Source organism: Ruegeria sp. AO1, assembly GCF_056535985.1.
In genome coordinates, this window is record NZ_JBQFJC010000003.1 from 53,532 (window position 1) to 76,876 (window position 23,345).

The 23,345-nt window shown below is 56.1% G+C and carries 26 protein-coding genes; 9 read left to right on the forward strand and 17 right to left on the reverse strand.

From position 1 onward, the window contains the following. Window positions 1-6 precede the first annotated feature (6 nt). A complete protein-coding gene (locus tag ACR3FB_RS23570) occupies window positions 7-204 on the forward strand; it encodes a heavy-metal-associated domain-containing protein (RefSeq protein WP_170417905.1) in 198 nt (65 codons plus the stop codon). A 37-nt stretch (window positions 205-241) separates the two neighbouring features. Here the strand turns inward: ACR3FB_RS23570 and ACR3FB_RS23575 are convergent, their stop codons facing one another. The 9 genes from ACR3FB_RS23575 to ACR3FB_RS23615 form a co-directional block, all read right to left on the reverse strand. Beyond that, window positions 242-970 (reverse strand): DsbA family protein, encoded by a 729-nt coding sequence (locus ACR3FB_RS23575; RefSeq protein WP_414478956.1) that lies wholly within the window; start codon window positions 968-970, stop codon window positions 242-244. Between the two features lies 1 nt (window position 971). Next, the gene (locus ACR3FB_RS23580; RefSeq protein WP_170418019.1) at window positions 972-1,445 is read right to left on the reverse strand and encodes a c-type cytochrome; all 474 of its coding nucleotides are present in this window, start codon (window positions 1,443-1,445) and stop codon (window positions 972-974) included. Further along, complete coding sequence (locus ACR3FB_RS23585) at window positions 1,445-2,815, reverse strand: multicopper oxidase family protein (protein WP_170417903.1); 1,371 nt, start codon at window positions 2,813-2,815, stop codon at window positions 1,445-1,447. The genes ACR3FB_RS23580 and ACR3FB_RS23585 overlap by 1 nt, the downstream gene beginning before the upstream one ends. Window positions 2,816-2,854: 39 nt before the next feature. Further along, window positions 2,855-3,754, reverse strand: coding sequence for a c-type cytochrome (locus tag ACR3FB_RS23590; protein WP_170417899.1), 900 nt, complete (start codon window positions 3,752-3,754; stop codon window positions 2,855-2,857). Window positions 3,755-3,763: 9 nt separating this feature from the next. Continuing rightward, entirely contained in the window at window positions 3,764-4,333 is a 570-nt protein-coding gene (locus ACR3FB_RS23595; RefSeq protein ID WP_170417895.1) for a c-type cytochrome, read from the reverse strand. Between the two features lie 60 nt (window positions 4,334-4,393). Beyond that, window positions 4,394-4,546 carry a hypothetical protein gene (locus tag ACR3FB_RS23600; protein WP_170746572.1) on the reverse strand — a complete coding sequence of 51 codons (153 nt, stop codon included), beginning with the start codon at window positions 4,544-4,546 and terminating at the stop codon, window positions 4,394-4,396. A 183-nt stretch (window positions 4,547-4,729) separates the two neighbouring features. Beyond that, entirely contained in the window at window positions 4,730-5,179 is a 450-nt protein-coding gene (locus tag ACR3FB_RS23605) for a c-type cytochrome (protein ID WP_170417891.1), read from the reverse strand. Between the two features lie 67 nt (window positions 5,180-5,246). After that, window positions 5,247-5,837 (reverse strand): L,D-transpeptidase, encoded by a 591-nt coding sequence (locus ACR3FB_RS23610; RefSeq protein ID WP_170417888.1) that lies wholly within the window; start codon window positions 5,835-5,837, stop codon window positions 5,247-5,249. Window positions 5,838-6,471: 634 nt separating this feature from the next. Next, window positions 6,472-7,125: a L,D-transpeptidase gene (locus tag ACR3FB_RS23615; protein WP_050605720.1), complete on the reverse strand. Its 654-nt coding sequence runs from the start codon at window positions 7,123-7,125 to the stop codon at window positions 6,472-6,474. A gap of 374 nt (window positions 7,126-7,499) precedes the next feature. Between ACR3FB_RS23615 and ACR3FB_RS23620 the strand changes: the two genes are divergently transcribed. The 3 genes from ACR3FB_RS23620 to ACR3FB_RS23630 all read left to right on the forward strand — a co-directional run bounded on the left by ACR3FB_RS23620 (window position 7,500) and on the right by ACR3FB_RS23630 (window position 10,238). Further along, a complete protein-coding gene (locus ACR3FB_RS23620) occupies window positions 7,500-7,811 on the forward strand; it encodes a DUF2933 domain-containing protein (RefSeq protein ID WP_255612174.1) in 312 nt (103 codons plus the stop codon). A 39-nt stretch (window positions 7,812-7,850) separates the two neighbouring features. Further along, entirely contained in the window at window positions 7,851-8,024 is a 174-nt protein-coding gene (locus ACR3FB_RS23625; RefSeq protein WP_170417885.1) for a hypothetical protein, read from the forward strand. A gap of 117 nt (window positions 8,025-8,141) precedes the next feature. After that, window positions 8,142-10,238, forward strand: a complete 2,097-nt coding sequence (locus ACR3FB_RS23630; RefSeq protein ID WP_170418009.1) for a protein-disulfide reductase DsbD family protein — start codon at window positions 8,142-8,144, stop codon at window positions 10,236-10,238. Window positions 10,239-10,247: 9 nt separating this feature from the next. Here the strand turns inward: ACR3FB_RS23630 and ACR3FB_RS23635 are convergent, their stop codons facing one another. The 5 genes from ACR3FB_RS23635 to ACR3FB_RS23655 form a co-directional block, all read right to left on the reverse strand. Further along, window positions 10,248-10,706, reverse strand: a complete 459-nt coding sequence (locus tag ACR3FB_RS23635) for an ATPase (RefSeq protein ID WP_170417881.1) — start codon at window positions 10,704-10,706, stop codon at window positions 10,248-10,250. Window positions 10,707-10,820: 114 nt separating this feature from the next. Continuing rightward, window positions 10,821-11,969 carry a c-type cytochrome biogenesis protein CcmI gene (ccmI, locus tag ACR3FB_RS23640; RefSeq protein WP_170417878.1) on the reverse strand — a complete coding sequence of 383 codons (1,149 nt, stop codon included), beginning with the start codon at window positions 11,967-11,969 and terminating at the stop codon, window positions 10,821-10,823. Beyond that, window positions 11,966-12,454 carry a cytochrome c-type biogenesis protein gene (locus tag ACR3FB_RS23645; protein ID WP_170417876.1) on the reverse strand — a complete coding sequence of 163 codons (489 nt, stop codon included), beginning with the start codon at window positions 12,452-12,454 and terminating at the stop codon, window positions 11,966-11,968. Before ACR3FB_RS23645 ends, ccmI begins: the two co-directional genes overlap by 4 nt. Beyond that, complete coding sequence (locus tag ACR3FB_RS23650; RefSeq protein WP_170417873.1) at window positions 12,451-13,020, reverse strand: DsbE family thiol:disulfide interchange protein; 570 nt, start codon at window positions 13,018-13,020, stop codon at window positions 12,451-12,453. Before ACR3FB_RS23650 ends, ACR3FB_RS23645 begins: the two co-directional genes overlap by 4 nt. A 4-nt stretch (window positions 13,021-13,024) precedes the next feature. After that, window positions 13,025-15,019 (reverse strand): heme lyase CcmF/NrfE family subunit, encoded by a 1,995-nt coding sequence (locus ACR3FB_RS23655; protein WP_170417870.1) that lies wholly within the window; start codon window positions 15,017-15,019, stop codon window positions 13,025-13,027. Window positions 15,020-15,345: 326 nt separating this feature from the next. Here ACR3FB_RS23655 and ACR3FB_RS23660 point away from each other — a divergent pair, with 326 nt between their 5' ends. Then, window positions 15,346-16,365: a transporter gene (locus ACR3FB_RS23660; protein WP_170775027.1), complete on the forward strand. Its 1,020-nt coding sequence runs from the start codon at window positions 15,346-15,348 to the stop codon at window positions 16,363-16,365. A 4-nt stretch (window positions 16,366-16,369) separates the two neighbouring features. Here the strand turns inward: ACR3FB_RS23660 and ACR3FB_RS23665 are convergent, their stop codons facing one another. After that, complete coding sequence (locus tag ACR3FB_RS23665; protein WP_050605729.1) at window positions 16,370-17,035, reverse strand: hypothetical protein; 666 nt, start codon at window positions 17,033-17,035, stop codon at window positions 16,370-16,372. Between the two features lie 230 nt (window positions 17,036-17,265). Between ACR3FB_RS23665 and ACR3FB_RS23670 the strand changes: the two genes are divergently transcribed. Continuing rightward, window positions 17,266-18,321, forward strand: a complete 1,056-nt coding sequence (locus ACR3FB_RS23670; protein ID WP_170417862.1) for a tyrosine-type recombinase/integrase — start codon at window positions 17,266-17,268, stop codon at window positions 18,319-18,321. 54 nt (window positions 18,322-18,375) lie between these two features. Here the strand turns inward: ACR3FB_RS23670 and ACR3FB_RS23675 are convergent, their stop codons facing one another. Together ACR3FB_RS23675 and ACR3FB_RS23680 are read right to left on the reverse strand one after the other, a co-directional pair. Continuing rightward, window positions 18,376-18,720 carry a type II toxin-antitoxin system RelE/ParE family toxin gene (locus tag ACR3FB_RS23675; RefSeq protein ID WP_170417859.1) on the reverse strand — a complete coding sequence of 115 codons (345 nt, stop codon included), beginning with the start codon at window positions 18,718-18,720 and terminating at the stop codon, window positions 18,376-18,378. Beyond that, window positions 18,717-18,974, reverse strand: a complete 258-nt coding sequence (locus tag ACR3FB_RS23680; protein ID WP_170417856.1) for a type II toxin-antitoxin system ParD family antitoxin — start codon at window positions 18,972-18,974, stop codon at window positions 18,717-18,719. The genes ACR3FB_RS23675 and ACR3FB_RS23680 overlap by 4 nt, the downstream gene beginning before the upstream one ends. Window positions 18,975-19,810: 836 nt before the next feature. Here ACR3FB_RS23680 and repA point away from each other — a divergent pair. The 3 genes from repA to ACR3FB_RS23695 all read left to right on the forward strand — a co-directional run bounded on the left by repA (window position 19,811) and on the right by ACR3FB_RS23695 (window position 23,196). Then, a complete protein-coding gene (gene repA, locus ACR3FB_RS23685) occupies window positions 19,811-20,995 on the forward strand; it encodes a plasmid partitioning protein RepA (protein WP_170417853.1) in 1,185 nt (394 codons plus the stop codon). Then, window positions 20,995-21,963 (forward strand): plasmid partitioning protein RepB, encoded by a 969-nt coding sequence (gene repB, locus ACR3FB_RS23690; protein WP_170417850.1) that lies wholly within the window; start codon window positions 20,995-20,997, stop codon window positions 21,961-21,963. The genes repA and repB overlap by 1 nt, the downstream gene beginning before the upstream one ends. Before the next feature lie 177 nt (window positions 21,964-22,140). Beyond that, window positions 22,141-23,196 carry a helix-turn-helix domain-containing protein gene (locus tag ACR3FB_RS23695; RefSeq protein ID WP_170417847.1) on the forward strand — a complete coding sequence of 352 codons (1,056 nt, stop codon included), beginning with the start codon at window positions 22,141-22,143 and terminating at the stop codon, window positions 23,194-23,196. Window positions 23,197-23,345: the final 149 nt, after the last annotated feature.

The following is a 23,345-nucleotide window of genomic DNA, read 5'->3' on the forward strand; positions in this document are numbered from 1 at the left end:
ACATCCATGACGACCCTAAATATCCCGGATATGAGCTGCGGGCACTGCAAGTCAGCTATCGAAAAAGCCGTTGCCACGGTGGATTCCTCCGCACAGTTGGACTTTGACATGGAAAACCGCAGGGTACGTGTCTTAAGCACCAATTCACTTGATCATATCCTTGCAGCGCTGAAGTCCGAGGGATACGAAGCCACGATCGCATGATAAACTTAGGAGCGCACATGCTGTCGCCCCCTTGGTTCTATCTTGCGTCTCTGACTGCCACGATTAACCGGGTCATTTCATCTTCGGTGATCAGACCCGGGGCAAGCGCATCTCCAATCACAAACGAAGGAGTGCCACTGAAGCCAAGCTGTCGGGCCAATTCCATGGAAATCTGAATATGCGCGTCGACTTCCGGCGCTTCCATATCTGCGCGCAATTGATCCTCGTCCAGGCCAAGTTCCCGAACAACTTTCAGTACACTGGCCTCAGTGGCACGACCGTTCAGAGCCATAAGCGCCCAATGAAATTCTTCGTATTTTCCCTGGTTTCGTGAGGCCAGCGCAGCGCGTGCCGCGAAGTCGGAACCTTCTCCAAGTATGGGCCATTCTCGATAAACAATTCGCACATCGGAATCGCCCGCGATTACGTTCTTCACGACCGGGGCAGCGCGTTTGCAATATGGGCAGTTATAGTCGAAAAACTCGACCACGGTTACATCGCCTTCCGGGTTTCCGATTACAGGCGCATTCGGATCCTGTTCCAGCAATTCACGCTGATTTTCCAAGACGCTTCCAATTGCTTCGGCTTTTGCCTGATCCTCGCGCTGTTGAAGCAATTGAATCGCCTGCATGATGATCTCAGGGTTTTCCAAAATGGCTTCGAGAGCCAGCCGTTTTACATCGGAGTCAGACAGCTCGTCGGCGCGTGCCATAGGAATGCCAATCGACATGGCGATAGCGACTAAGCCTGCAAGTATTCGTTTCACATCAGTTTCCTTCCGTTTGTTCTGCTTCGGTGCGTTGCTCTTGCAGCTTGCGTTCCCGATCCGGCCAACTCTCCTTGATGAAGGCGAGGATGTCCCAGATATCCTGATCCGACAGAGTGTCCCCGAAGCCTGGCATGCCGCTTTTGACGTCAGCGACACCCATCTGTTTCAAAGTTTGGTCCCCGCCAAACTTTGTATAGTCGAACAACAGCTTGTCGCCGTGATGCCAGGTATGCCCGGTTCGGTCATGCGGGGGCGCCCGCAAGACGCCATCCGGATCAGGTGTTTGCCAATCCTGCTGACCCTCCAAATTTGCCCCGTGGCATGACGCGCAGTTTTCGGCGTACAAAACTGCACCACGTGCCGAATCCGCTGATGCACTGTTCTGCGCACGCCCACTCAGGCCCCAGCCAGCGACCGCGACAATGATCACTACAGCAGCCAGTGACACCCATTTCGCCGAACTCTTGTTCATCATGCCACGCTCAGCCAGGTCTTCATACCAGCGGCCTGATGCGACAGCATATGGCAATGAAACAGCCAATCCCCCGGGTTATCCGCAACGAACGCAATCTCCCGCTTTTCTATCCGGTCAACCAGGATTGTGTCCCGCAGCGGCCCTAGGTTGCCGTTTGGCAGAACTTCCTGAAAGTGCGTCCCGTGCAAGTGCATAGCGTGCGGAAAGACGGTGTCGTTCTGCATCTGAATCCGGACTATGTCGCCACGCGAAACGGCAGCAAGGGGGTTTTCAGGTAACCCGGCGACACCGTTGAATGTCCAGATCTGCCCTTCCTGAACCAATTCATTGGTGCTCATGACCTGGCCGTTAAAAGTGCCTTGACGCAGTCCGCCCATCGCCCCGCCTTCCATCACTAATGGGATTGTCAAAGCGTCAGAAACATCTTCGAGAAAGGAAACAGGGTTGGGTGGCAGGGCTTCTATTGCACCGCGGTTTGCGGATGCACCGCTTCCCGAAACCGGGATTTCAGCAATGACAAACGATTCATCGCGTTCGTGAAGAGTTATTTGAACGGCTTCGTTCGATTCCGCTGTGACATCAACAATTAAGTCTGCTCGCTGTGCAGGCCCAAAAACAAGGGTTTCAAAATCCTCTGGCTGCCTTACAGGCATGCCATCATAAGCGACCAGTTTCCCGTTTGCGCCACCTACTGAGACATACATGATCCGATCAGTTGCCACGTTGACCATTCGAAGTCGCAAACGCTGGTTTGTCAGAACTTCTGTCATGGGCGATATGTGTGCGTGAACGTAGTTTCCCATTCGGCCTGCATGCGTCCAGTCATGCATCGCGCCGAAATCATCGACGATTTGGGCGTCCTGACCCAACCTCCAGTCATCCAGCAGGATCGTAATGTCATGATCCGTGTCCGGCGGGTCCATTTCGTCGACGATGAACGCGCCGTAAAGGCCCCTGGCCACTTGTTCCGTTGACTGGTTATGAGAGTGGTACCAGAAGGTTCCTGCATCCTTCAGAGGCAAGTCATACTGAAACTCGCCGCTTGTTGGTACAGCCTCCTGTGTAAGACCCGGCACCCCATCCATGTTGTTTGGAACCCGCAGTCCATGCCAATGGATTGCCGTAGGCTGAGGCAGTGAGTTCAGGAGTGTCCGGCGAACCGTTTCGCCCTGCCGGGCACGAATTTCGGGGCCCGGAACACCGCCATCATATCCCCATATCTCGGTTTCAGGATAGCTGTCGGGGGCAACACGTGCCAATCCTGAACGCGCCTCGATTATTCGGGGGGCGGTAGCCGCCCTCCCGATAGTCGGCACTGCGATTAGTGCCGACGTGCCTGCAACGAATTGCCTGCGATTGAGCTTCATGAGGACTTCCCTCCAAAGAAAATTTGATCTCTCACTCGATTACCCCCCGTCGTGCACATCCAGCAGATAGGTCGCCATTGCCTTCCGGTCTTCGTCTGTCAGAAAGCTGGTGCCATAGTTTACGACCTCTCCCATGGCGCCGCCGAAGACATCGCCATCAGGCATGACGCCGGTGCGCAACGCGTAGGCCAAATCATCTACCGTCCAACCACGCTTTTGCAGGGTCTCAAAGTCGATGGCCGGTGCCTTGTCACCGCCCGGCAGAGAGTCACTTCCCTTGAAGTGTTCCGTGTCCGAATTTCTTGCGCCAGCCAGGTTCCTCCCGGTGTGGCAGGCCGCACAATGTGTGGCACCTTCGACCAGTAGCCGGCCCCGGTTCCACACTTCGTCATTGCCCGGCACGGGATCAGTGCGGGGTGGTTCCAGAAAAGCCGCGCGCCACAGCTTCAGGCCCCATCTCTGATTGAAGGGGAACGCCATTTCCTGTTCTTTTGACGGTTCCGCTACCGGTGGAACTGTTTGCCATGCGGCCCAGAGATCGGCGATGTCCTGATCCGTGAAATTGGCATAGAATGGATAAGGAAAGGCCGGGTAATAGGGTTGTCCGCCGGGTGATACGCCTTGACGCACCGCGCGGGCGAACTCCTCGATTGTCCAATCACCGATCCCGTGATCGGGATCTGTGGTCAGGTTCGGCGAAAAGAGCGTGCCGAACGGGGTATCCAACTCCACCCCACCGGCCAAGGCCGCGCCCCCTTTGGCAAAATCTGTGTGGCAAGCGATACAACCACTTGCCCTTGCCAGATACGCCCCGCGGTTAACGTCACCCTGAATGTCGAGAGCTTGTAAGGGCTGGCCAATCGGCCAAGCCATCACAGCAACAAGTCCCGCTGACGCCGCTACGGCGGCAGCAAGGCCCAATCGGAATATCGGTCTCATGACGCATTCCTATTCCGACCGAAATTGCGTGTGACACGCCGAGCATGTCTGGCTCAGCATCATGAACACACCATCTGCCGGCATTTCAGAAAGTTGTGCCTGGTTTGGACTGCCGCCCATCATTCCGGCACCCATCATAGAACCGCCACCCATCATGGATGCGCCGCCCATCATGCCCGAACCATGGCCCGACCCGGACATCATCAACCCGTTGTCCGCCGCAAGCACAAGGCCTTCAGAGTAGGATTCCAACTGCCTGGCTAACTCTGCAAATGAACCCCAATCCTGCCAGATCTCCGATTTGGCCTCCGAGGGTTTGCCATCAGATCCCTCTGGAAACAGCTTTGTCATGCTCTCGCCAGCGTGACGCCCGATTTTCTTGGCCTCGCTTCGTACCGTTTGCGCATTGTAGGGCGTTTTCCCCTGCATCATCGGCGTAAGGATCTTCATGCTGTCCTTCATCGCGGACATACCATCCATGCGTTCTTTGACGATGCCGGTTGCGCCACCATGCGCCAGGGCGGCGGCTGCAAACAGAGAAACCAGGGCAACGCCTGTGGTCATTTTCAGAATGTTCATTGTTTTGTCCTTGTCGTCTGCTTCGACGCGCCCAGGTTGAGCGCAATTCGACTGGTCAGATCAGGACACGCGGCGGTGGTGGGTCAAACGCCGCGATACCGAGAACCCGGTATTGGGCTCGAGGGATCGAGTATCTTTGTTCAGTATCTTGGGGGCCAGGCGGTGGTGGACCCATCGAAAATAGACCAACAGCGTTGCAAATCGTTCCGCCATGACAATGTCCGGGATGACCCTGCTTGACATGCTCAACGTCCGCGGAGTCCGTTTGGTCAATCACGTGCTGAGAACCACTGCCATGTGCATGAGCAGAATCGGCCGTCACAAGCAGCCCGCCAATGGTCAGCACCATTGACAGTATGATGTAACGAATTGCACTGCCCATTCGGCTCGTCACCTTCAGAAAATCCCGTTTTCCTGCTGCAGCTCTCTGATATACGCCACGATGCCCTTCACATCCGCACGGGTCAAGCCATCGACCGGCGGCATATTGCCGAACTTCCAATGGTGTGCCCGAACTCCATTCTGGACTGCCACATAAAATGACTCGTCCGAATGGTGGCTTGGTTCATAGATTTTATGCACCAAAGGTGGTGCAAGGCCTTCCAGACCTGTTGCATTCGCGCCATGGCACGCCGAGCATTTGGCGTCGAATGCCACTTTGCCGACGGCCGCAAATTCGCTTAGCTGGTCCGGCAGAGTGACGTTTTCGATTGGGTCTCCTTGCTCCAGTGCTGACGTATCGGGCGGCGTCATCGAGTGACCTGTTGGTTGCTGATTTAAGTTGTAGACGAACGCGGCGGCGCCTGCGATCACTACTCCGCCGATCAAGAGTGTAAGTTTATCCATCTCTGTTCTTCACATGATTGTCAGTTCTTAGGTTCAACGCGCGCAAAAAAAATCGGCCTGACCAAGGTCAGATCAGTTTTACCTGAGTGCCCACAGTGGCCAGTTCGAACAATTCCGCAATCTGCTCGTTGTACAAGCCAATGCAGCCGTTGGAGGATCTTCTCCCGATCTTGCGCGTGTCGTTGGTGCCGTGGATCCGGTAGTATTGCCAGCTCAAATAAAGTGCATGTGTCCCCAGAGGATTCTCCGGACCCGGGCCCACATAATCGGGCCAAGCGGGGTTGCGCTTTTTCATTGCTGGTGTCGGTCGCCAAGACGGCCCTTCGACCTTGCGAGTAACTGTGGTGTAGCCCAGCCTTGTAAGGTCTTCCGTCAGCGGTACGCTGGTTGGATACATTCGGTAGACGCTTTCGTCTTCCGACCAATATTGCAGGACCTTGGACTGTGTATCGGACAGGATCACACCATTCTTAAGCGTATCAAAGTGGTCCTGCCATTTAGCAACGCGGAATGAGGAAACATTGCGGCGCGTCCCCTCAGTTGCCGTTGATTGGGCCCAAACGGCCGGTGCTGGAAAAAGCGTCGTCGCAGCAAACGCGGCAATCACTCCACGTCGCGTAACAACCTTTCCTTCTTTGCTCCGTTTCATGCCTGCCATCCCAAAGTTTATTCTTTTTTTCCGACTCAAATAACTCGTATGCCCGGTTCCTGCGCTGGAAGGTCAACACGCAAATGACATTTCATATGGGATGTCTCGTCTGAATTGTCGTTGCCGTTGGCGCAGGGATATTTCCTTAGAAGGCGGACCCAAATCATCAAGTCATTGTGGAAAAGCAATTTTTCTTGGACGTAACTCCAGGCTGCTTTAAGCAAAACCTGACTTTCTTGAATCAACCGAACACAAAAAAGCAACGCTAACAATTGCTTAGTTCTTGGTGAATTGATGTGATCACCCGTCGATGCGAGGGTAGCAGGCACTACAAATGACAATCACAGTGGACTAAACACCATGTCCTTCAGGAAAGCTTTCCAAGCACTGGCCGCACTTTTGTTCATCGGCGCTTGTACCGAAACAACGTCAATATCTGCAGATAGCGAGCCCGGAACGCTTTCCCAAGTTCCTGACGCCGTAGCCCAGATTGCTGCTCCGGGCCAGGACCTGAACGCAGTGAAAATCATGCCTGAGGACGGTTGCTATTGGTATCGCTATGTTGGGCCAGTTGAAACAACCTACCTACCACTTAGGACTATTGAAGGGCGCCCAATCTGTACGCGCGCCTGACAAGCGCCTGTCAGCTGGTCGCGGTCAGAAGCCGCTCGGGAGGGTAGAGATGAGCCGTGGACCCTGGCCTGACACGATCATAAAGCCCGATGATATGTGGCATCGCCATCCTTACGCAGCCAGAACTTGCGCGACCTCCGATAGATCTTGGATAAGGCGTTCCGTGAATTCGCAGGTATGTGTCGCGACCACCTTCGAACAGATAAAACGCCCTTGATCCCAATGGGTTTGTCGGCCCACCGGGCACACCATCTGCGAATTGCGCATATTCATCAGGGTCGCGCTCAATCATTTCGGCTGTAGGAGTCCAACGCGGCCATTTGGCCTTTCGCTTGATCGTGTAGACTCCGGGCTCGTAAAGATTGCCTCGGGCAATGGCTACGCCGTAACGCATTGCTGTGCCACCGTCTTCGATGAAATACAGATATCGTGCCACCGCGTCGACATGAATGTCACCCGGAGTAAGTGGTCGATTGGTTTGCACACGCTGAGGCAGGAAACGTGGGTGTAAACCCCAGGGATTGGATGTTGCGGGATCAAAATTGGCTGGAGTTACTTGCGCATCCCACTCCGACCATTGCGAGGCCGCCGCCGACGTCACTCCAAAAACCGGCTGAGAGAAAATGGCGAGCGAGGCTGCAACAAAATGTCGTCTGGTCAGCATTGATAGCGCTCCTATTGGCTGGTTGGTGTCTGGAGTTAGTACCCAGGGGATTAGACAATCCGCGACGGGGGAAGATTTGTCCATTCAATTATTCGTTCGATATCGCTTCGACCCACCCGCGAGTTTTCAAGGCTTAAAGTGACCTAGGCAGCTTCGTGTTTAACCTGAAACTTCACCAGGCGTCGGGACGACAATGCCTGCTGTTCATACCCCTAAAAACTTCCCTGTTCCGGCCGTGTCTATGCACCAAGTAAGGCCCAAGCAAATGCTGGACTGGTTTGACAGCGTCAAATTCGCTTCGCGCCAAAACAGCTTGACCTTCCATCGTGGGAAGGCGTTAGCAGAGGTCTCCAATCCAAATTTTGGAGTTGAATGTGAAAGAAAAACAGACTGCAAACGCGCCGCAGGCGTCAGTACCGGTTAGCGGCGGCAAGATAATGAAATGGGGCATGATGGTATGTTGCATTGCCATGATAACGCCGATCGCTCTCTACTTGATCGCCGGCGGGACGGTTGGTGGGCTTTCTGACTCCTTGGGTCTTTTCGCACCGTTGATCCTGTGCCTCGGAGCCCATTTCTTTATGCACAAGGCGATGGAAAAATCCTGTCATTCGAACAAATCTGAATCGGAAAGACCAAAGGCAACAGACGCCGCGGTCGGACCGAACCCAGTACACCGGCAATAATCTTCAATCATGAAGCTTTGGTGCTCAAGGTTGGCCGCCATGTCGCTGGCCGCTCTTTCGCTGGCGGCTTGCGCACCACGCCCTAAACTATGCCCGCTGCAACCGCCGCAGCCTGAATACGCCCTGCCCCAAGGTTGCCGGGTTCAATGGGAGGGCGCGGATGGCGGGGCCTATTTCATCTGCGAAGACGGGCGCGAAGGTTTCGTGAGCTGATCGTGGGGATGTGACATTCCGGCTCGTTGACCCTCCAGCGCTGGAATCTGGCAGAGACGGGTGCAAAACAACCGATGGCAACGCGCAATGGCAAGAACACTCCTAAATTTATGTATTATGATCTTGGGGTTAATCTTTGGCCAGACTTCCGCCGGGACAAGCCTTGCAGCTACATCCCAAGCGTATGAATCAGAGCCCCTGGTCGCACACATAATTACCGCGCAGGACGGGATCGCGCCTGACGTCAAGACGATCACTGCAGGACTGCATCTGAAACTGGGCGAAGATTGGAAAACCTACTGGAAGTCGCCTGGTGAGGTGGGAATTCCGCCCAAGATCACTTGGAACGGCTCGCAAAACGTCAGCGACGTACAGTTTCACTGGCCCGCGCCGATCCGTTTTCGCGCCTTCGGGATCGAGAATTTCGGGTACAAGGACGAAGTGGTCTTTCCGCTGACCGTCACACTCGAGAACCCCGGAGCGCCAGTTGACTTGAAGGCCGCTGTGACAACGCTGATCTGTTCCGATATCTGTGTGCCGGTCGAGTTTTCGCTGGACTTGTCGCTGACTCAGGGAACGGGTCGGGATCAGGACTCGGCCCGGCTTATAAATGCCTTTCTGTCGCGGGTGCCAACCACGGGAAACACAAGCGGAATGAAGTCCGACGCCGCGACCCTGGATACCGAGTCCGAGATGCTGACGCTGAATTTCACCAGCGACCTGCCCTTTGATGCGCCTGATGTCTTTCCCGACATGGGACGTGACACCGCGTTTGGTGCACCCGACATCCGGCTCGCTGGCGACAGGCGTCAGCTATGGGTGCAGTTCCCGGTCCTCGCTCTGGCACAGGACCCCCCCGCCTTGTCCGTCACGGTTACCGACACCAACCGCGTGGCCGAGTTTTCGCCCCGTACCGACGCTCCCCCTACCCCGCCACCATATGAGATCGCGGCCGCCGAAACTTCAGCCAGCGCGCTGGTCTGGATCATTTTGCTGGCGGTGGGCGGCGGGTTGATTCTGAATGTCATGCCCTGCGTACTGCCAGTGCTTTCGATCAAGCTTTCCTCGGCGGTAAAGGCTCGCGACCGCTCTGCGGCTCAGATTCGCGCCGGGTTCCTGGCTTCGGCAGCCGGAATCCTGACATTCATGTGGCTGTTGGCGGCTATCACCATTGCGGCGCGGTCGCTGGGCTATTCCGTCGGCTGGGGCATCCAGTTCCAGAATCCGCTTTTCCTTGCGGTGATGATCGTGGTGCTGGCGGTTTTTGCAACCAGCCTCGCGGGCTTGTTCGAGATCACGCTGCCGCAGTCGCTGAACACCCGGCTTGCCCATGTCGAAAAGGGCCGCGTGTCGCTGGTCGGGGATTTCCTGACCGGAGCCTTCTCAGCAGTTCTGGCGACGCCCTGCTCGGCCCCCTTCCTCGGCACGGCGGTGGCCTTTGCCCTGACCGGCCGACCGGTGGATATCGTGGCGATCTTCACCGCAATGGGGGTCGGGCTGGCCATTCCTTACCTGCTGGTTGCAGTGCACCCGAAACTTACCGCCGCTCTGCCTAAACCGGGGCGTTGGATGGTGGGATTAAAATGGGCCCTGTCGGCGGCACTGCTGACCACGATCGGCTGGTTGGTCTGGGTGATGGTCGGGGTGGCCGGAGACACTGCTGCAACTGCTACCGTGCTGGCTGCAACTGTTCTGGTCCTGTTGATCTGGAAAAGTACGATGATGCCACCCGTTTTGCGCTGGACAGCCCTGTTGCTGACGCTGACCGCAGCGTTTGCCGCACCGGTTGCGATTGCCGGCAAAGACCGGTCCAGGCTGCTTGAACCAGCCGGAGAGATCCCTTGGATTACCTTCAGCCGCCCCGAAATCGCCCGCCTTGTGTCGCGCGGCGAGGTGGTTTTCGTCGATGTCACAGCCGACTGGTGTCTGACCTGCAAGGCCAACAAAGCGCTGGTGCTGGAACGCGGCGAGGTTCTGGCAACACTGCAATCGGACAAAGCAATTCCGATGCAGGCCGACTGGACCCGCCCCGACGATGTGATCGCCCGTTTCCTTGAGGACAATGGACGGTTCGGGATCCCCTTCAACATCGTCTACGGCCCGTCGGCCCCCGAAGGCATCGCCCTGCCAGAGATCTTGACCACGAACGCCATTCTCGACGCGATGGAACAGGCCGCGCCGATTGCGGGCGGAGCCGTGGAAAGCGGATCCTGACCCCGGAGTTCACATATCCCGGACGCGGTTGCTCTGCTGCGCTAAACGCATGGTCTCGTGCTCTTCCATATCCAGTATCGCCTGAAAGAGTTCGCGTGCCTCGGGTATCTCGGCACGCCCGTGCAAATACCGATATAAGTCGATCACCTGATTGTGAAGATCGAAGACCGCTTCGCAGATCTCATCGACGCTCATCTGTGCGAACGGCCTGTCGCAGGCGCGATGTGGGTCGATCGGCTCATTGCCCAAATAGTCATATACCCAGGTGTTGAGCGCTTTGGGATCGGCTCGTTTCACGAAACCATCGACGATTTTCTCCAGAGCAGCCTCATGATCGGCGAGGTAGGTAAGCAACATCCTGGCCAGCTCCTGCTCTGACTGTGTCGAACAGTGGGCCAAACATTCGGCGAGCCAATGATGCATTTCCCGCGTCCAGACAATTAGATCAGAAAACGTTTCAACTTTCATGGTCTCAACCTCCTAAAGATCGGCATGCGATAGCCTAAACCGGAATTTTCCAGATGGCTCACTGGGCATCAGCGCGAAGTCGGCGCCGGCCCGATCCACGCCGGGCTGCGGGAATCAACCCCCCAGTTCCAGCAATGCCCGGTCGATTGCCACCTTGCGCGGATCCCCCTGCGGCAGGTCATCCGCCAGATCCCTTGCCCTGCCATAGGCGTTCCGGGCGCCGTCGGTCTCGCCCAGCACCGAATAGGCGTTGCCCAGCCGCATCCAGCCGTCCAGATCGCCTGGGTTTTCCTGCATCCGGCTCGCAAGCCGTTCGACCATCGAGCGGATGAAGGCCTGCCGGTCTTCGTCTGACATCTCCTCGGCCGCCGCCACCTGATCGGCAGTTGGGCCGGGCATGGAAGGGGCAAAAGCCGCCAGATTCACCGGAGCCCGTCCGATCGACGGGGCGATGCGGTTAAGCTGGGCCACAAAACTCTCCATCCATGGCCGGAACTCCTCTTCGGCGTCCATCCGCGTCTTCAGTAGGTCATAGGCCTTATCAGGCGATCCAGCCTGCTCCAGACCAATGGCTTTGTAGAATGTCGCTGCTGGGTTCGATGGGTCCAGTTCCAAGGCTCGTTCAAACGCCCGATCGGCCTTGGGCGTAACGACACCGTCATCGGCATAGACCAACGCCTCGCCATATTGCGACACCAGCGCTGAATTCGCATTGGGTCGGTCCAGCAACCCCTCGAACGCGTCTGCGGCATCTCCAAAGCGTCCCATACGCATATAGGTCTGAGCCAACAACACCCATCCCTCGGTTGGCCCGCCGGTTTCATCCGCCTCAAGCCGCGACTTCAGGCGCACGGCAAGGTCGGCGATTTCACGGGCTTCGGCCTGCTCCCCCTCGCGTTGGGCAAATGGCTGGCTGGGGATGTAGGGACTACCCAGTTGCCAATAAAGACCGGCTCCGAGCGCTGGAACTACCAGCGCGGCAAGTAAAATCAGCGCACGCCCGGAATGGCCCATTATCGCTTTGTCGTCCGATTGCCGGTCAATCGCCTTCAGGCGACGTTCTATCTCGGCTCTGGCGGCCTTGGCCTCTTCGGCTGAGATAATTCCTCGTTCCAGGTCCTTCTCCACTTCGCCGATCTGGTCGGAAAAGATGGCAGAGGCGCTTTCGCGTCTCGACAAGTCCGAGGTCTTGCGCCCCAGGCCGGAGAGGGCGAGCGTCAGAAACACCGCCACGGCCATGAATGAAAAGATAATCCAGATCATGCGTGCGGCTCCGTGAGTGAATGGTTTTCGGGATTCCGTTCTTCGCTCGCGCCGCGTTCCGTCTCTTGTTTTCGCGACTTCCGATATCGGCGCGCATTTTGGGTCAATACCGCTGCAGTCGCGATACCACCCAGCCCCAGGATGACGATAGGCGCAACCCACAGAATGTAAGTTGATGGCTTCCATGGCGGGTTGAACAGAACATAGTCGCCATAACGCGCAACCAGAAAGTCCATAACCTGCTGGTCCGTGTCGCCTGCCACCAGCCGTTCGCGCACAAGCAGACGAAGGTCGCGCGCCACGCCAGCGTTAGAACTGTCGATGTCTTGGTTCTGGCACACCACGCATCGCACCTGTTTCGAAATCGCCCGGGCCCGCTCTTCCAATACCGGATCTGCAAGTATCTCGTCGGGCTCAACCGCGAATGCCGGCTGCGACACCAGCATCGCCAGAGTGACCGCGGTAATTACAATGCGACGTATCATGACGCCTCTCCTCCGGCCGCCCGCGCCTGATCCAGCGCGGTGCGCATCTTTGAAATTGCCTCGTCGCCCAGCACCGGGCCGACAAAACGGAATACGACCTTGCCCGCGCCATCAATCACAAAGGTCTCCGGCACGCCGGAAATCCCCCATTCGATCCCGGCTCGGCCGTCCAGGTCGGAACCGATGCGCTCATAAGGGTTGCCCAGATCGTCGAGCCATTTCCGCGCGTCCTGCGGCTTGTCTTTGTAGTTAATGCCCATCAGGCGAATGCCCTCATCGCGTACCATACGCGTCAGCACCGCATGTTCGGCCCGGCAGGGCACGCACCAGGACGCAAACACGTTGACCACGATCGGAGCTGACCCGTCATTTTCCACCAGATCGGTACTGGACAGCCCGTGGGTATCCAGCCCTTCGACCGGCGGCAAGTCGAACTCAGGCACCGGCTGCGAGATCAAAACAGACGGGATTTCGTTTGGATCGCGATCGGGATTCAGTCCCCATAGCAGGAAGGCACCCAGGATGCCGGCAATCGTAATTGGGAACAGTGCAAATAGACGTTTCATTGCCCTACTCCGCCGCCACCGCAACGGAGCTCTGCCCAGTCCGTTTTCGTGGTGCACCGACGCGTAGACGCCGATCGGAGAGTGACAAGACACCACCAAATGCTAACAATCCTGAACCTATCCAGATCCAGACCACCAATGGCTCATACAAGATACGCAGGGTCCATTTGCTCTGTTCTGATTCCGCCGCCGGTTCCGATATTGAGGCGTAAAGGTCCCCTGCCAACGTCGTTCGAATTGCTGACTCGGTCGTACTGGTACCCGCCACGAGATAGGCCCTGCGCTCGGGTTGAAGCGTGGTGACATAAGCGCCATCGCGAAATACCGTCAGTGTGGCCGCGCGAGACAGATAGTTCGGACCGCGAAGCTGTTCCACACCGTCAAAACGCACGTCGAACCCTGCTATCTCAATCTGTGTTCCGGGCTCGGCAAAAGTCACGACCTCGGATTTCCAAGCGCTGGACCCGATAAAGCCGATCATACAGACAGCCAACCCCGCATGGGCCACGACCATGCCGTAATGAGAACGCGGTAGGCTGCGGGCCCGACGCAGGGACTCGGCCAACGGTGCCTCACCCAGCTTAATTCGGCTGGCCCACTCTGTCAGCACAGCGCCCAGCAACCAAACCGCAAGGCCGATCGACACTACCGCCAAGGCTGGGCCGCCGGTATCCAGATACCACACAAGCAACGCTACGAGCAGGCTAACCCCGGCCACCCATTTGAGCCGGGACAGAACACCGCGCAAATCCGCCCGCTTCCATGACAACAGCGGCCCAATCCCCATTACAACGACTAGAACCAGCATGATCGGCACGAAACTGGCGTTGTAATAAGGTGGTCCAACCGAAATCTTTTCACCTGTCACAGCCTCAAGCAAAAGCGGATAAAGCGTACCGAATAGAACCGTCGCCGTTGCGGTGGCCAGCAGCAGGTTGTTAATAAGCAAACCGGCCTCGCGGCTGATCGGGGCAAAAAGACCGCCGCCCTCCATCTCCGGTGCGCGTATGGCAAACAGCGTCAATGAACCACCGATCGCGACAGCCAACAGCGCCAAGATGTAAATGCCGCGTTCGGGATCGACCGAAAACGCATGGACCGATGTAAGCAAGCCTGAGCGGACAATGAATGTCCCCAACAAGGACAACGAGAAGGTCAAAACGGCCAGTAGGATCGTCCAACTTTTGAAGCTGCCGCGCTTTTCGGTCACAATGGCCGAATGGAACAGCGCTGTGCCAGCAAGCCAGGGCATAAACGAGACATTCTCGACCGGATCCCAGAACCACCAGCCGCCCCAACCCAGTTCGTAATAGGCCCACCAGCTGCCCAGAACGATACCAAGTGTCAGAAACACCCAGGCCGCCAATGTCCAGGGTCGGACCCACCGCGCCCATGCCGGATCGACCCGCCCCTCAATCAGGGCAGCCACGGCGAAAGAAAATACGATAGAGAAGCCGACGTAACCCAGGTATAGGAACGGCGGGTGCATAGCCAGGCCGACATCCTGCAACAGCGGATTTAAATCCTGACCATCCAGCGGTGCCGGAAACACCCGGTCAAACGGGTTCGAGGTGAACAGCATGAATGACAGGAACCCCGCGCTGATCCAGGCCTGCACTGCCAGAGTGCGCGCCTTGAGTTTCAGTGGGATGTTCCGAGCCAACAGAGACACACCCAGCCCGAAAATCACCAATATCAGAATCCACAACAGCAGCGACCCTTCGTGGCTACCCCAGGTCGCAGCCACCTTGAAAAGCATCGGTTTCAGCGAATGAGAATTGCTGGCCACATTTAGCACAGTGAAATCGCTGACCACGAAGGACCACATCAGAGCGGCGAAGGCGATAGCAACCAGCGCTGTCAGTAGGACCGAGGTCGCAGATGCCGATCGCATCCACATGACATTGTTCCGTGCTGCTCCAATCAAGGGAAATACGCTTTGCACCAAGGACACGGCCAGGGCAAGCGCCAGGGCGAACTGCCCGATTTCCGGTATCATTCCAATCCCTCCGGATTTCCGGTTTTGCGGCCTTGTCCGACAATCCAGCGCTGGAGGGTCAAGCGCATTATTGCCGCACCCCCTTCGGCTGATGCATGCTTGACGAGCGCAAATCTGGCCGGCGGCCTTGACCTTCCAGCGCTGGAGACCCCCACCATTTCGACTTCACCGATGGACGTACCGAACACTTTGTTTTCAGGGCAGGGACTCAGGAAACAAACGAACACGAGGGCATCATGACACGGAGCAACAGCAAGATTACGTGCGTCTGGCAACGCCTCCAGGCTGTAATACTGGCTGGGGGGCTGAGCCTTGGGTCAACTGCCATGGCCCAACCGGAAACCCGTCCGGCTGACAACGTGGCGATGAACCCGCAAGCCTCCAGCAACATGTCAGGTATGGGAAGCATGTCCAGGATGATGCGCCCCGACGCGGTGCCGCCAACGGGTGTCGTTGGCGGTATGCATCCACCCGAGGGTGTTTTGATGCCTGTGTTCTCTTACATGAACATGGAGATGGACGGAAATCGTACCGGAACGCAGTCGCTGTCTACCTCGAACGTTCTGTCGCAGTATCCGATCGCGCCGCTCAGCATGAGCATGAACATGGCGATGGTCGGCCTGATGTACGGTGTGACCGACGAGATCTCGGTGATGGCGATGCTGCCCTATACCCGCAAGACGATGAAGCACCAGACCCGCATGGGCCAGACCTTTAAGACCAGGGCACAGGGGTTTGGCGATCTGAAGATCATCGGCGGATATGATATCTACAAATCCGACGGGCAGGTGCTGGAACTATCTCTTGGCCTCAGTCTGCCGACTGGCTCGATAGACGAGACCGACACCACGCCAGCTGGGCCGGACCAGCTGCTGCCCTACCCCATGCAACTGGGTTCAGGCACCTACGACCTGCTGCCGGGCGTCACCTATACGGGCCAGAACGCGGATTGGTCTTGGGGCGCCCAGCTGGCCGCCGTGATCCGGATGGGTGAGAATGATGCCGGTTACACCTTGGGTGACGTCTATTCAGCAACAGTTTGGGGTGCACGGCGCTGGAATGACCAGTTCAGCTCCTCGTTGCGGGTGGTCGGCGACATCGTGGAAAACATTGACGGGTCGGATGCGCGCCTGAACCCAGGCATGGTGCCCACCGCTGATCCGACCCTGCGCGGCGGCCAGTTTCTGAGTATCGGAATCGGAGTGAATTACCTTGTGCCGGGGTCGGGCGTTTTGGCGGGCACGCGCCTGGGTATCGAGGGCGTGATCCCTGTGTATCAAGATCTGGATGGGCCCCAGCTTGAACGCGATTACGCAGTCTCCTTCGCGATACGCAGGGCGTTCTGACCCTTCAGCCCCAAACCGACTGTAAACGGACAATCAGCGCCGCCGCGGTGGTCAGAACGACCACTGACACCGCCATCAGTAGCAGGGCCAATGTCACAGGTCCGCCGCGCCCAGGTACGCGACGTGCCAGTTGGGCTGCAAATCCAGTACCGTGGGCGATCTGGCTCTGAACGACGGATAGGTATAGCGGCAGCGCTCCGACCAGCGTGGCGTACAGGTAAACGCCTGAGATGTTCTCGAAGTAGGCGGAGCGTACCAGCGTCGGACCGACTACCCGCAACGCCACTACGGGATCACCGCCGAAAGACCCGAACCAGTCTGCCGAAAGCGCGTAGATCAGCGCGTGCAGCGCGATGAACAGGACGGCCCGTAGCAGCAGGTCAATTAGCAGATACCGGGCCGGGATGGCCCCCCTGCCCCGCGCCCTTACCCCAACGGCGAAAAGAAAAAAGCTGAGATAATTTAAAAGGAAAACGACCGGCAACCCATTCGTCACCACCTGACGCAAAAACCGAACAAACGCGGGACCACTGTTCAGGAGGTGCGTCGCAAAGCCCGGCGTGCGCAAAACGAAGATGGCCAACAGCGGAAACAACGCAAGGCAACTGACGATCAGCGTGTTTCTGGCAAACTTCCAGAAAGGCAATTCAGTGGCAAAATATCTGTTCATTTCATTTAGTTTGCCAACGGTTCCAGCGCAATGTCGATGCCAATTGGTTTACAGACCTGCGACAGAACCTCCGATTTTATTATTCCGCAAGCCCTCTACCTACTTTACGCGCAAAATCTGTTACTTTTGCTCGTTACTTTTGTTGCGCTATCAGTTTCAAGTTACACTCGATAAGTATCCCTTATCAAGTATAATTGATTTTGCGGGAAAATGGGCGCAGAGTGGGCCGTATGAGCACCCCTGAGCCCTATCTCCCCGCCCCCTCCCCTGCCCTGTCGCAGTCTGACCAGGACGCCCTGACCGATCTCTATGTCCGCGGCACACCCGCCAACACGCTCAGGGCCTATGAGCGCGATTTGCTCTATGTAACGGCCTGGAAGGCAGCACGGTTCGGAGTGCCGTTGGACTGGCCCGAGAGCGAGGCCACAGCGCTGGCCTTCATTCTCGATCACGCCCGCGATCTGGGAGATGCCGCGCCCGAGGATGTCGCGCGTCAGAGTGCCGAGATGTTGATCGCGCAAGGGCTACGCAAGTCCCTCGCCTGCCCGGCCCCTTCTACGCTGGACCGGCGCATCGCCTCCTGGCTGGCCTTTCATCGAATGAAGAACCTGACCAGCCCTTTTGATGCGCCGCAGGTGAAGCAGGCCCGTGCCAAGGCGCGCCGCGCCGCCGCCCGGCCCCCTGCCCCAAAATCGCAGCAACCGATTACCCGCGATGTGCTCGAGCAGTTGCTGTCCACTTGTCGGGGGTCCCGGCGGGATTGCCGCGACCGCGCCATCTTGATGCTGGGTTGGGCTTCGGGTGGTAGACGGCGCTCGGAGATCACCGGGTTGATGTTTGAAGACGTCTCGCTGAAGGAGTTCGACGAGAAAAGCCTGGTTTGGATTTCACTGCTGGAGACCAAGACGACAACCAAAGGTGAAACGCCGCGGCTGGTGTTGAAAGGCCGCGCAGCCCAAGCGCTGGCCCATTGGATCGAGGTGGGTGAGATTCAGGACGGCCCCTTGTTCCGGCCTGTTTCAAAAGCCGATCGGGTGTTAACCCGCCGCCTCAGCCCGGATGCCATCGCGCAGATCGTCAAGCGTCGGGCGAAACTGGCGGGCCTGCCGGACGGGTTCGCTTCCCCCCATGGGCTGCGCTCGGGCTTCCTGACCCAGGCCGCGCTGGACGGCGCCCCGATCCAGGCCGCGATGCGCCTCTCCCTGCATCGCTCCATGGCCCAGGCGCAGAAATACTACGACGATGTGGACATCGCGGATAACCCGGCGACTGATCTACTGGGGTGAGTAGTTACTGACTATTTAATAATCCCCGCTTGAGGGAAACTCCGGCTGCTGTGCCTATGTCTTGTTTCCTGTCGCATCTGTTAACGTGGCCAGCGCGGAAACATGTCGCGGCAGATCGCAACGGGAATGCAGGATATCAACAATGATCACCGCGTCCGGCTGATCCAGATAAACCAGGAAATGCTCTCCTGCGCGCACATATCTGAGATCCGCCGCCTCTTCGACCAATATAGAACAACTTCGGCTGGCCACCCTGCCCTCTGTGATGGCCTGACAGCGCGCTATTAGTTCTTGTTCATAAAGATCGGCTTGATGCGATCCAAACTTGTCGATGGTCCATCGGGCAATTTCCACCAGGCTGGATTCAGCGCGGCGTGTCAGTCGAAAGGGTCTGGTCACGCCTTGGCTCGTGCCCTTGCAAAGGCACGACGGATCGCATCCGAACCCCTGCCTTCTGCCAAATCTCCGGCCTGAGCCTGCGCTACACCCTCCTGCAAGCCTTGTTTGAGAGACTCCAGCCCCGCTTCTTCCCGCTCCAAAAGCCGAAGGCCGGCGCGCAACGCTTCACTGGCGTTCTGATATCGACCGGACGCAACCAGATTCTGCACCAGTTGATCCTGCGATTCTGTAAGTACAACATTGCGGGTTACCATGGCGTAAGCCTCCTTTTTGGCAATATATGCCAACGAGACCGTCTGTTCAACGATTGAGGAGCCCAAAATCACTAATTCGAGCAAGCTGGTTTTATGGACGCTAATGGGACGTGAACACACGGATCATGTCTGTGATCCCATATGAATCCAATGACGGTAGAGACTTGCGTCAAAAGCCGCGCCGCGCAAGCACAGCTGCACTGGATCGAGGACAGTTCCGTGTTCCGTCGCAACTTACAGGCGCACAATTCCCGAAACCCCGCCCTCACGGTATGCCATTTCTTGGGCAATTGGCGAGCGGCTGACTCTAGCCGGAATGTTCGCGTGTTTTCCTCTGCGCACGGGCTGAGCTCGGTGTATCTGACCCAGATCGCCATGCCATTCTCACCGCATCGTACTCCCGTACTGGCGCAGAAGTATTGTTACGAAGTTGGTATCGCAGAAAACTCGATAACGAAATTGTTGGTGAGAGAATTTGACCAATCAGCTCAACTAGCTCCCTGCCCTTCCCAATTGCGCAATTTGCGCCAAAAGCCGTTCGGCCTTCACTCCAACTCCATGCTAGAGGCGTTCTACTCAAAGCGGAGCATAGGGAGGAGTTTTACAGGAATGCCTTCGCATGCCTACGTTAGAACTTCATCGACTGAAAGAACCCATGATCCCGCTCAACCGAGTTTACAACTGTAAACCACCCTGCTCTGATGCAAAGCGTATGTAGTCCTCCGCGTTGGAAAACCTACAATATAGGCGAAAATCCTTGACTTAGTGCTATGAATCACGGCTGTTTATCTCAAGTGGCGCAAAAATGACCACATTCTTTAATTTGAGGCAACTACATGATTCCCGTGACACCACTTGCGGCAGAAAGACCATCGGCACTCGCCACGGAAATATCTGAGAGATTAAACTCGGCTATCCGGGAACATCTACTTGCTGCATTTGCCCCCGACAACACCAAATCACTGCGAAATTTTGCAGCGCCAGAAGCTGCTGAACTCTTAGGAGTCTCAGGTCAATTCATGCGCAAAGTCCACGCAGAGGGAACGATTCCTGAACCGAATGACGTACGCAGCGGTAGGCGTTACTATACTGCCCAAGAACTTTGGGAGGCTCGCGAAACGCTTGAGAAAACCTCACGCAAAAAAGGGCGCTATGTCCCTCGCCGGACTGAAGGAGAAAAGCTCCAAGTCTGGCAGTTGATGAACTTCAAAGGCGGCAGCAGTAAGAGCACCACAACAATTCACTTGGCTCACTATTTTGCGCTTCGCGGTTACCGTGTGCTGGCTGTTGATCTGGATCCTCAAGGCTCTCTTACATCCATGTGCGGCATAAGCCCCGAAATAGAGTTTGACGGGCTGACGATTTACGATGCTATTCGATATGAAGATCCGGTAGATATGGCGGACGTCGTGCTTCCGACGTACTTCCCCGGTCTCTCTGTGGCTCCGTCACGGCTTGTTCTTTCCGAATTTGAGACAGAATCTGCCGTTCACTCCAACCCAGACCATCCGTTCTTTACAAGAATACGGAATGCCCTGGCCCAGGTGGAAGGAGATTTTGACCTTGTTCTGATTGATAGCCCACCTCAGCTAGGATTCTTGACAATTGCTGGGATGGCGGCCGCCAGTTCATTGCTTGTGCCACTTACACCTTCGATGCTGGACGTGTCTTCGACGGCTCAATTTCTCGAACTCGCTGGTGCTTACATGGCAGTCATTGAAGATGCCGGCGCTACGCTCGAATACGACAACTTCAAATTCCTGATAACGCGTGACGAGCCAACAGACGTACCGTCTCAACAACTGGCTTCGTTCATGCGGGCACTGTTTCAGGATCGCGTTATGTCAGCCACAGCCCTCAAAAGCACCGCGGTCAGTGACGCCACAATGCTCAAACAATCAATTTACGAAGTCGTGCGGTCAGAAATGACACGCGCAACTTATGATCGGGCAAAGAACTCAATGGATGCGATCGGCTCTGAGGTAGAGCAAATGATCCATCAAGCATGGGGACGCAGCTAATGGCTAGAAAGTCGCTTCAGGAGATGTCGGGGATCGCAAACACCATCGCGCGCTCTGGCCCCAAGGCCATCGATAAAACTCCAAAACCCAATGCCCCTGCTCTTGGTGCGCTTCAGGGCTCTCTTGCCGCAATCAGGGAAATTGACCCTGCTCTGATCGACGACTGGGGGCCTGCCGATAGGCTCGGTGAGTTTACAGCTGTAAACATTGACGAAGAAGACGATAGTTTTGAAAGCTTGATGTCGAGTATACAAGACGGTGGCCAACAAGTTCCCATTCTTGTCAGAAGATCGAAATCCGACGGTCGATACGAGGCAATTTATGGACGGAGGAGGCTCAAAGCCTGTCGTGAACTTGGTATTAAAGTCCGCGCCAATGTTCAGGATATCGACGATGCTTCAGCGCTTCTCGCCAAAGGGCTTGAGAATGCTGCGAGGCGCAATCTTTCCTTCTACGAGAAAGCACGTTTCGCCGAGGCGATCCTGACTTCCGGGCATGACACGGCAACGGTGCGGCAAGTATTGAACGTTTCGAAATCAGGGCTGTCTCACCTGACAAAAATTACGCAACATGTTCCTGCAAAGATTGGTGACATGATCGGCGCAGCCCCAAAATCAGGCCGCCCAAAATGGACCGTGCTTGCAGAGCACTTCGTTGCAGGCAAGCTAGCGGAAGATGAAGCTGCAAATCTTCTTGCAACCATTGAGCCATCGATGTCGTCAGATGATCGGCTGGAAATGCTCCTAAAAGCAGCTGCCAAACGCGGTGCAAGACAAAGAGAAGGTGCAGCCGAACTCAACCCAATCGAAGGCGTTACAATCAAATCTACCAACGGATCACTAACTGTTTCGGTCAAAAGGACCGGAGCTAACGCTGGCTTCGCTAGCTGGTTGGACGAAAACATGGCTGAAATCATTAAGCGCTCACACGCTGAGTTTACAGCTGTAAACGCCAAGAAAAAGAACTGAGGACGAGCAGAAAGGAGGAAGGCAAACAAACAAAACCCCCGAAACCGGAGCTTCGAGGGCTGCTGCGCAAAGCGCAATTCTTAGATTAGACACCTAGAATCTAGCAGCACCCGAATCGCCACACAAGAAAAAACGCTCTTGAGCGAACGGGTAATTTTTGTCTGCCGATAGATAATCATGAAAACACTAACAGCATTGGCTCCAATTGGAGCGACCTTGTCGGGAACGGCAGGGCAGGGGAACAGTACGCCCAAAAAATGGATACTTCTTCGCGCCGTTGAAGAGGCCAGAGAACCTCTTGGGTTAAAATCCACAACTCTCAATGTCCTGAGAGCGATGGTTTCCTTTATGGGCGGTGATCAGATTGCTGCGGACCAGGATGATCATCACATCTGTTTCGCGTCCAACGCGGCGATAGCCAAACGAACTCATGTCAGCGTGCAGACAGTTGAGCGTCATATCTCGACGCTGGTGGACCTTGGACTTATCCGCCGCGTCATGAGCGCAAACGGTAAGCGATGGGCGCGCCGGGATCGCCAGGGCAGGGTGGTCACCGCAACTGGGCTCTCCTTGATGCCTTTGTCTGAACGGCACGCTGAGTTCATTCAGGAAGCCCAGAGGCATGCTGATCGCGTTCTCGAGTTCACTGTACTCCGTGACAAAGTTTCCGCCGCTCTGGCGCGCCTTAAGGAACTCGTAGCAAATGACACCGCGATCTCTGATTTGGTGACCACCGTACGCAATGCTCTGCGTCGCAAACCAGATGCGAATGTACTCAGCGAGCTGTTGGCAGAAATCTCTGTGGAAATCTCCGAGATAACACAGACTGATACAGAAAATTTGAGGGCCAGTGACAGTGAAATTGAGGGGCACAAAGAGGACTCTTTGAATCCGGAAGTTAAGAAAGAAAAGCTTTCTCAGATTCAGGTTTCTCCAGACCAAATGGAGCGCAGTTTTCCACGGCTATGCTCAGAACTACGCTTTGCAAAAGATCAGCACCACTGTGATCGGCTTATGGATGATATCGCCGAGTATCTACGGCTTGGCCAAACCTGGTATGCAATGAAATCAACTTTTGGCCCAGCTATTCGCTTCATTGTTCTCGGATACATCTTTCAACGTGCTGAGAACATACAATCTCCAGGGGCTTACCTGATTTCGTTGCTGGCCAAGATCGAAAAGGGCGAATTGTCTCCAAAGGCAATGCTCTCGCGGACATCCAATGCTACGTAAATTTGGGGAAACAGGATGAAATTTACCGTTTTCAGATTACACCTCCAAGTGATGACTGGATCGAAGGGTCTGAAAAAGGTGAGCTATAGGATTGACCTCTATAAATCACGCAACCATAAATAGTGAGTTATAGAAAGGAAGCTTATACC

Excerpts from the sequence above, each read along its gene's own strand:
- ACR3FB_RS23630 (WP_170418009.1), top strand. The coding sequence starts at position 8,142 with ATGATCTTGGGGTTAATCTTTGGCCAGACTTCCGCCGGGACAAGCCTT.
- ACR3FB_RS23595 (WP_170417895.1), bottom strand. The coding sequence starts at position 4,333 with ATGAACATTCTGAAAATGACCACAGGCGTTGCCCTGGTTTCTCTGTTT.
- repA (WP_170417853.1), top strand. The coding sequence starts at position 19,811 with ATGATTCCCGTGACACCACTTGCGGCAGAAAGACCATCGGCACTCGCC.
- ACR3FB_RS23600 (WP_170746572.1), bottom strand. The coding sequence starts at position 4,546 with ATGGCGGAACGATTTGCAACGCTGTTGGTCTATTTTCGATGGGTCCAC.
- ACR3FB_RS23610 (WP_170417888.1), bottom strand. The coding sequence starts at position 5,837 with ATGGCAGGCATGAAACGGAGCAAAGAAGGAAAGGTTGTTACGCGACGT.
- ACR3FB_RS23660 (WP_170775027.1), top strand. The coding sequence starts at position 15,346 with ATGGCCCAACCGGAAACCCGTCCGGCTGACAACGTGGCGATGAACCCG.
- ACR3FB_RS23670 (WP_170417862.1), top strand. The coding sequence starts at position 17,266 with ATGAGCACCCCTGAGCCCTATCTCCCCGCCCCCTCCCCTGCCCTGTCG.
- ACR3FB_RS23655 (WP_170417870.1), bottom strand. The coding sequence starts at position 15,019 with ATGATACCGGAAATCGGGCAGTTCGCCCTGGCGCTTGCCCTGGCCGTG.
- ACR3FB_RS23585 (WP_170417903.1), bottom strand. The coding sequence starts at position 2,815 with ATGAAGCTCAATCGCAGGCAATTCGTTGCAGGCACGTCGGCACTAATC.
- ACR3FB_RS23625 (WP_170417885.1), top strand. The coding sequence starts at position 7,851 with ATGTCGCTGGCCGCTCTTTCGCTGGCGGCTTGCGCACCACGCCCTAAA.
- ACR3FB_RS23680 (WP_170417856.1), bottom strand. The coding sequence starts at position 18,974 with ATGGTAACCCGCAATGTTGTACTTACAGAATCGCAGGATCAACTGGTG.
- ACR3FB_RS23590 (WP_170417899.1), bottom strand. The coding sequence starts at position 3,754 with ATGAGACCGATATTCCGATTGGGCCTTGCTGCCGCCGTAGCGGCGTCA.
- ACR3FB_RS23665 (WP_050605729.1), bottom strand. The coding sequence starts at position 17,035 with ATGAACAGATATTTTGCCACTGAATTGCCTTTCTGGAAGTTTGCCAGA.
- ccmI (WP_170417878.1), bottom strand. The coding sequence starts at position 11,969 with ATGATCTGGATTATCTTTTCATTCATGGCCGTGGCGGTGTTTCTGACG.
- ACR3FB_RS23605 (WP_170417891.1), bottom strand. The coding sequence starts at position 5,179 with ATGGATAAACTTACACTCTTGATCGGCGGAGTAGTGATCGCAGGCGCC.
- ACR3FB_RS23615 (WP_050605720.1), bottom strand. The coding sequence starts at position 7,125 with ATGCTGACCAGACGACATTTTGTTGCAGCCTCGCTCGCCATTTTCTCT.
- repB (WP_170417850.1), top strand. The coding sequence starts at position 20,995 with ATGGCTAGAAAGTCGCTTCAGGAGATGTCGGGGATCGCAAACACCATC.
- ACR3FB_RS23580 (WP_170418019.1), bottom strand. The coding sequence starts at position 1,445 with ATGAACAAGAGTTCGGCGAAATGGGTGTCACTGGCTGCTGTAGTGATC.
- ACR3FB_RS23570 (WP_170417905.1), top strand. The coding sequence starts at position 7 with ATGACGACCCTAAATATCCCGGATATGAGCTGCGGGCACTGCAAGTCA.
- ACR3FB_RS23645 (WP_170417876.1), bottom strand. The coding sequence starts at position 12,454 with ATGATACGTCGCATTGTAATTACCGCGGTCACTCTGGCGATGCTGGTG.
- ACR3FB_RS23635 (WP_170417881.1), bottom strand. The coding sequence starts at position 10,706 with ATGAAAGTTGAAACGTTTTCTGATCTAATTGTCTGGACGCGGGAAATG.
- ACR3FB_RS23650 (WP_170417873.1), bottom strand. The coding sequence starts at position 13,020 with ATGAAACGTCTATTTGCACTGTTCCCAATTACGATTGCCGGCATCCTG.
- ACR3FB_RS23695 (WP_170417847.1), top strand. The coding sequence starts at position 22,141 with ATGAAAACACTAACAGCATTGGCTCCAATTGGAGCGACCTTGTCGGGA.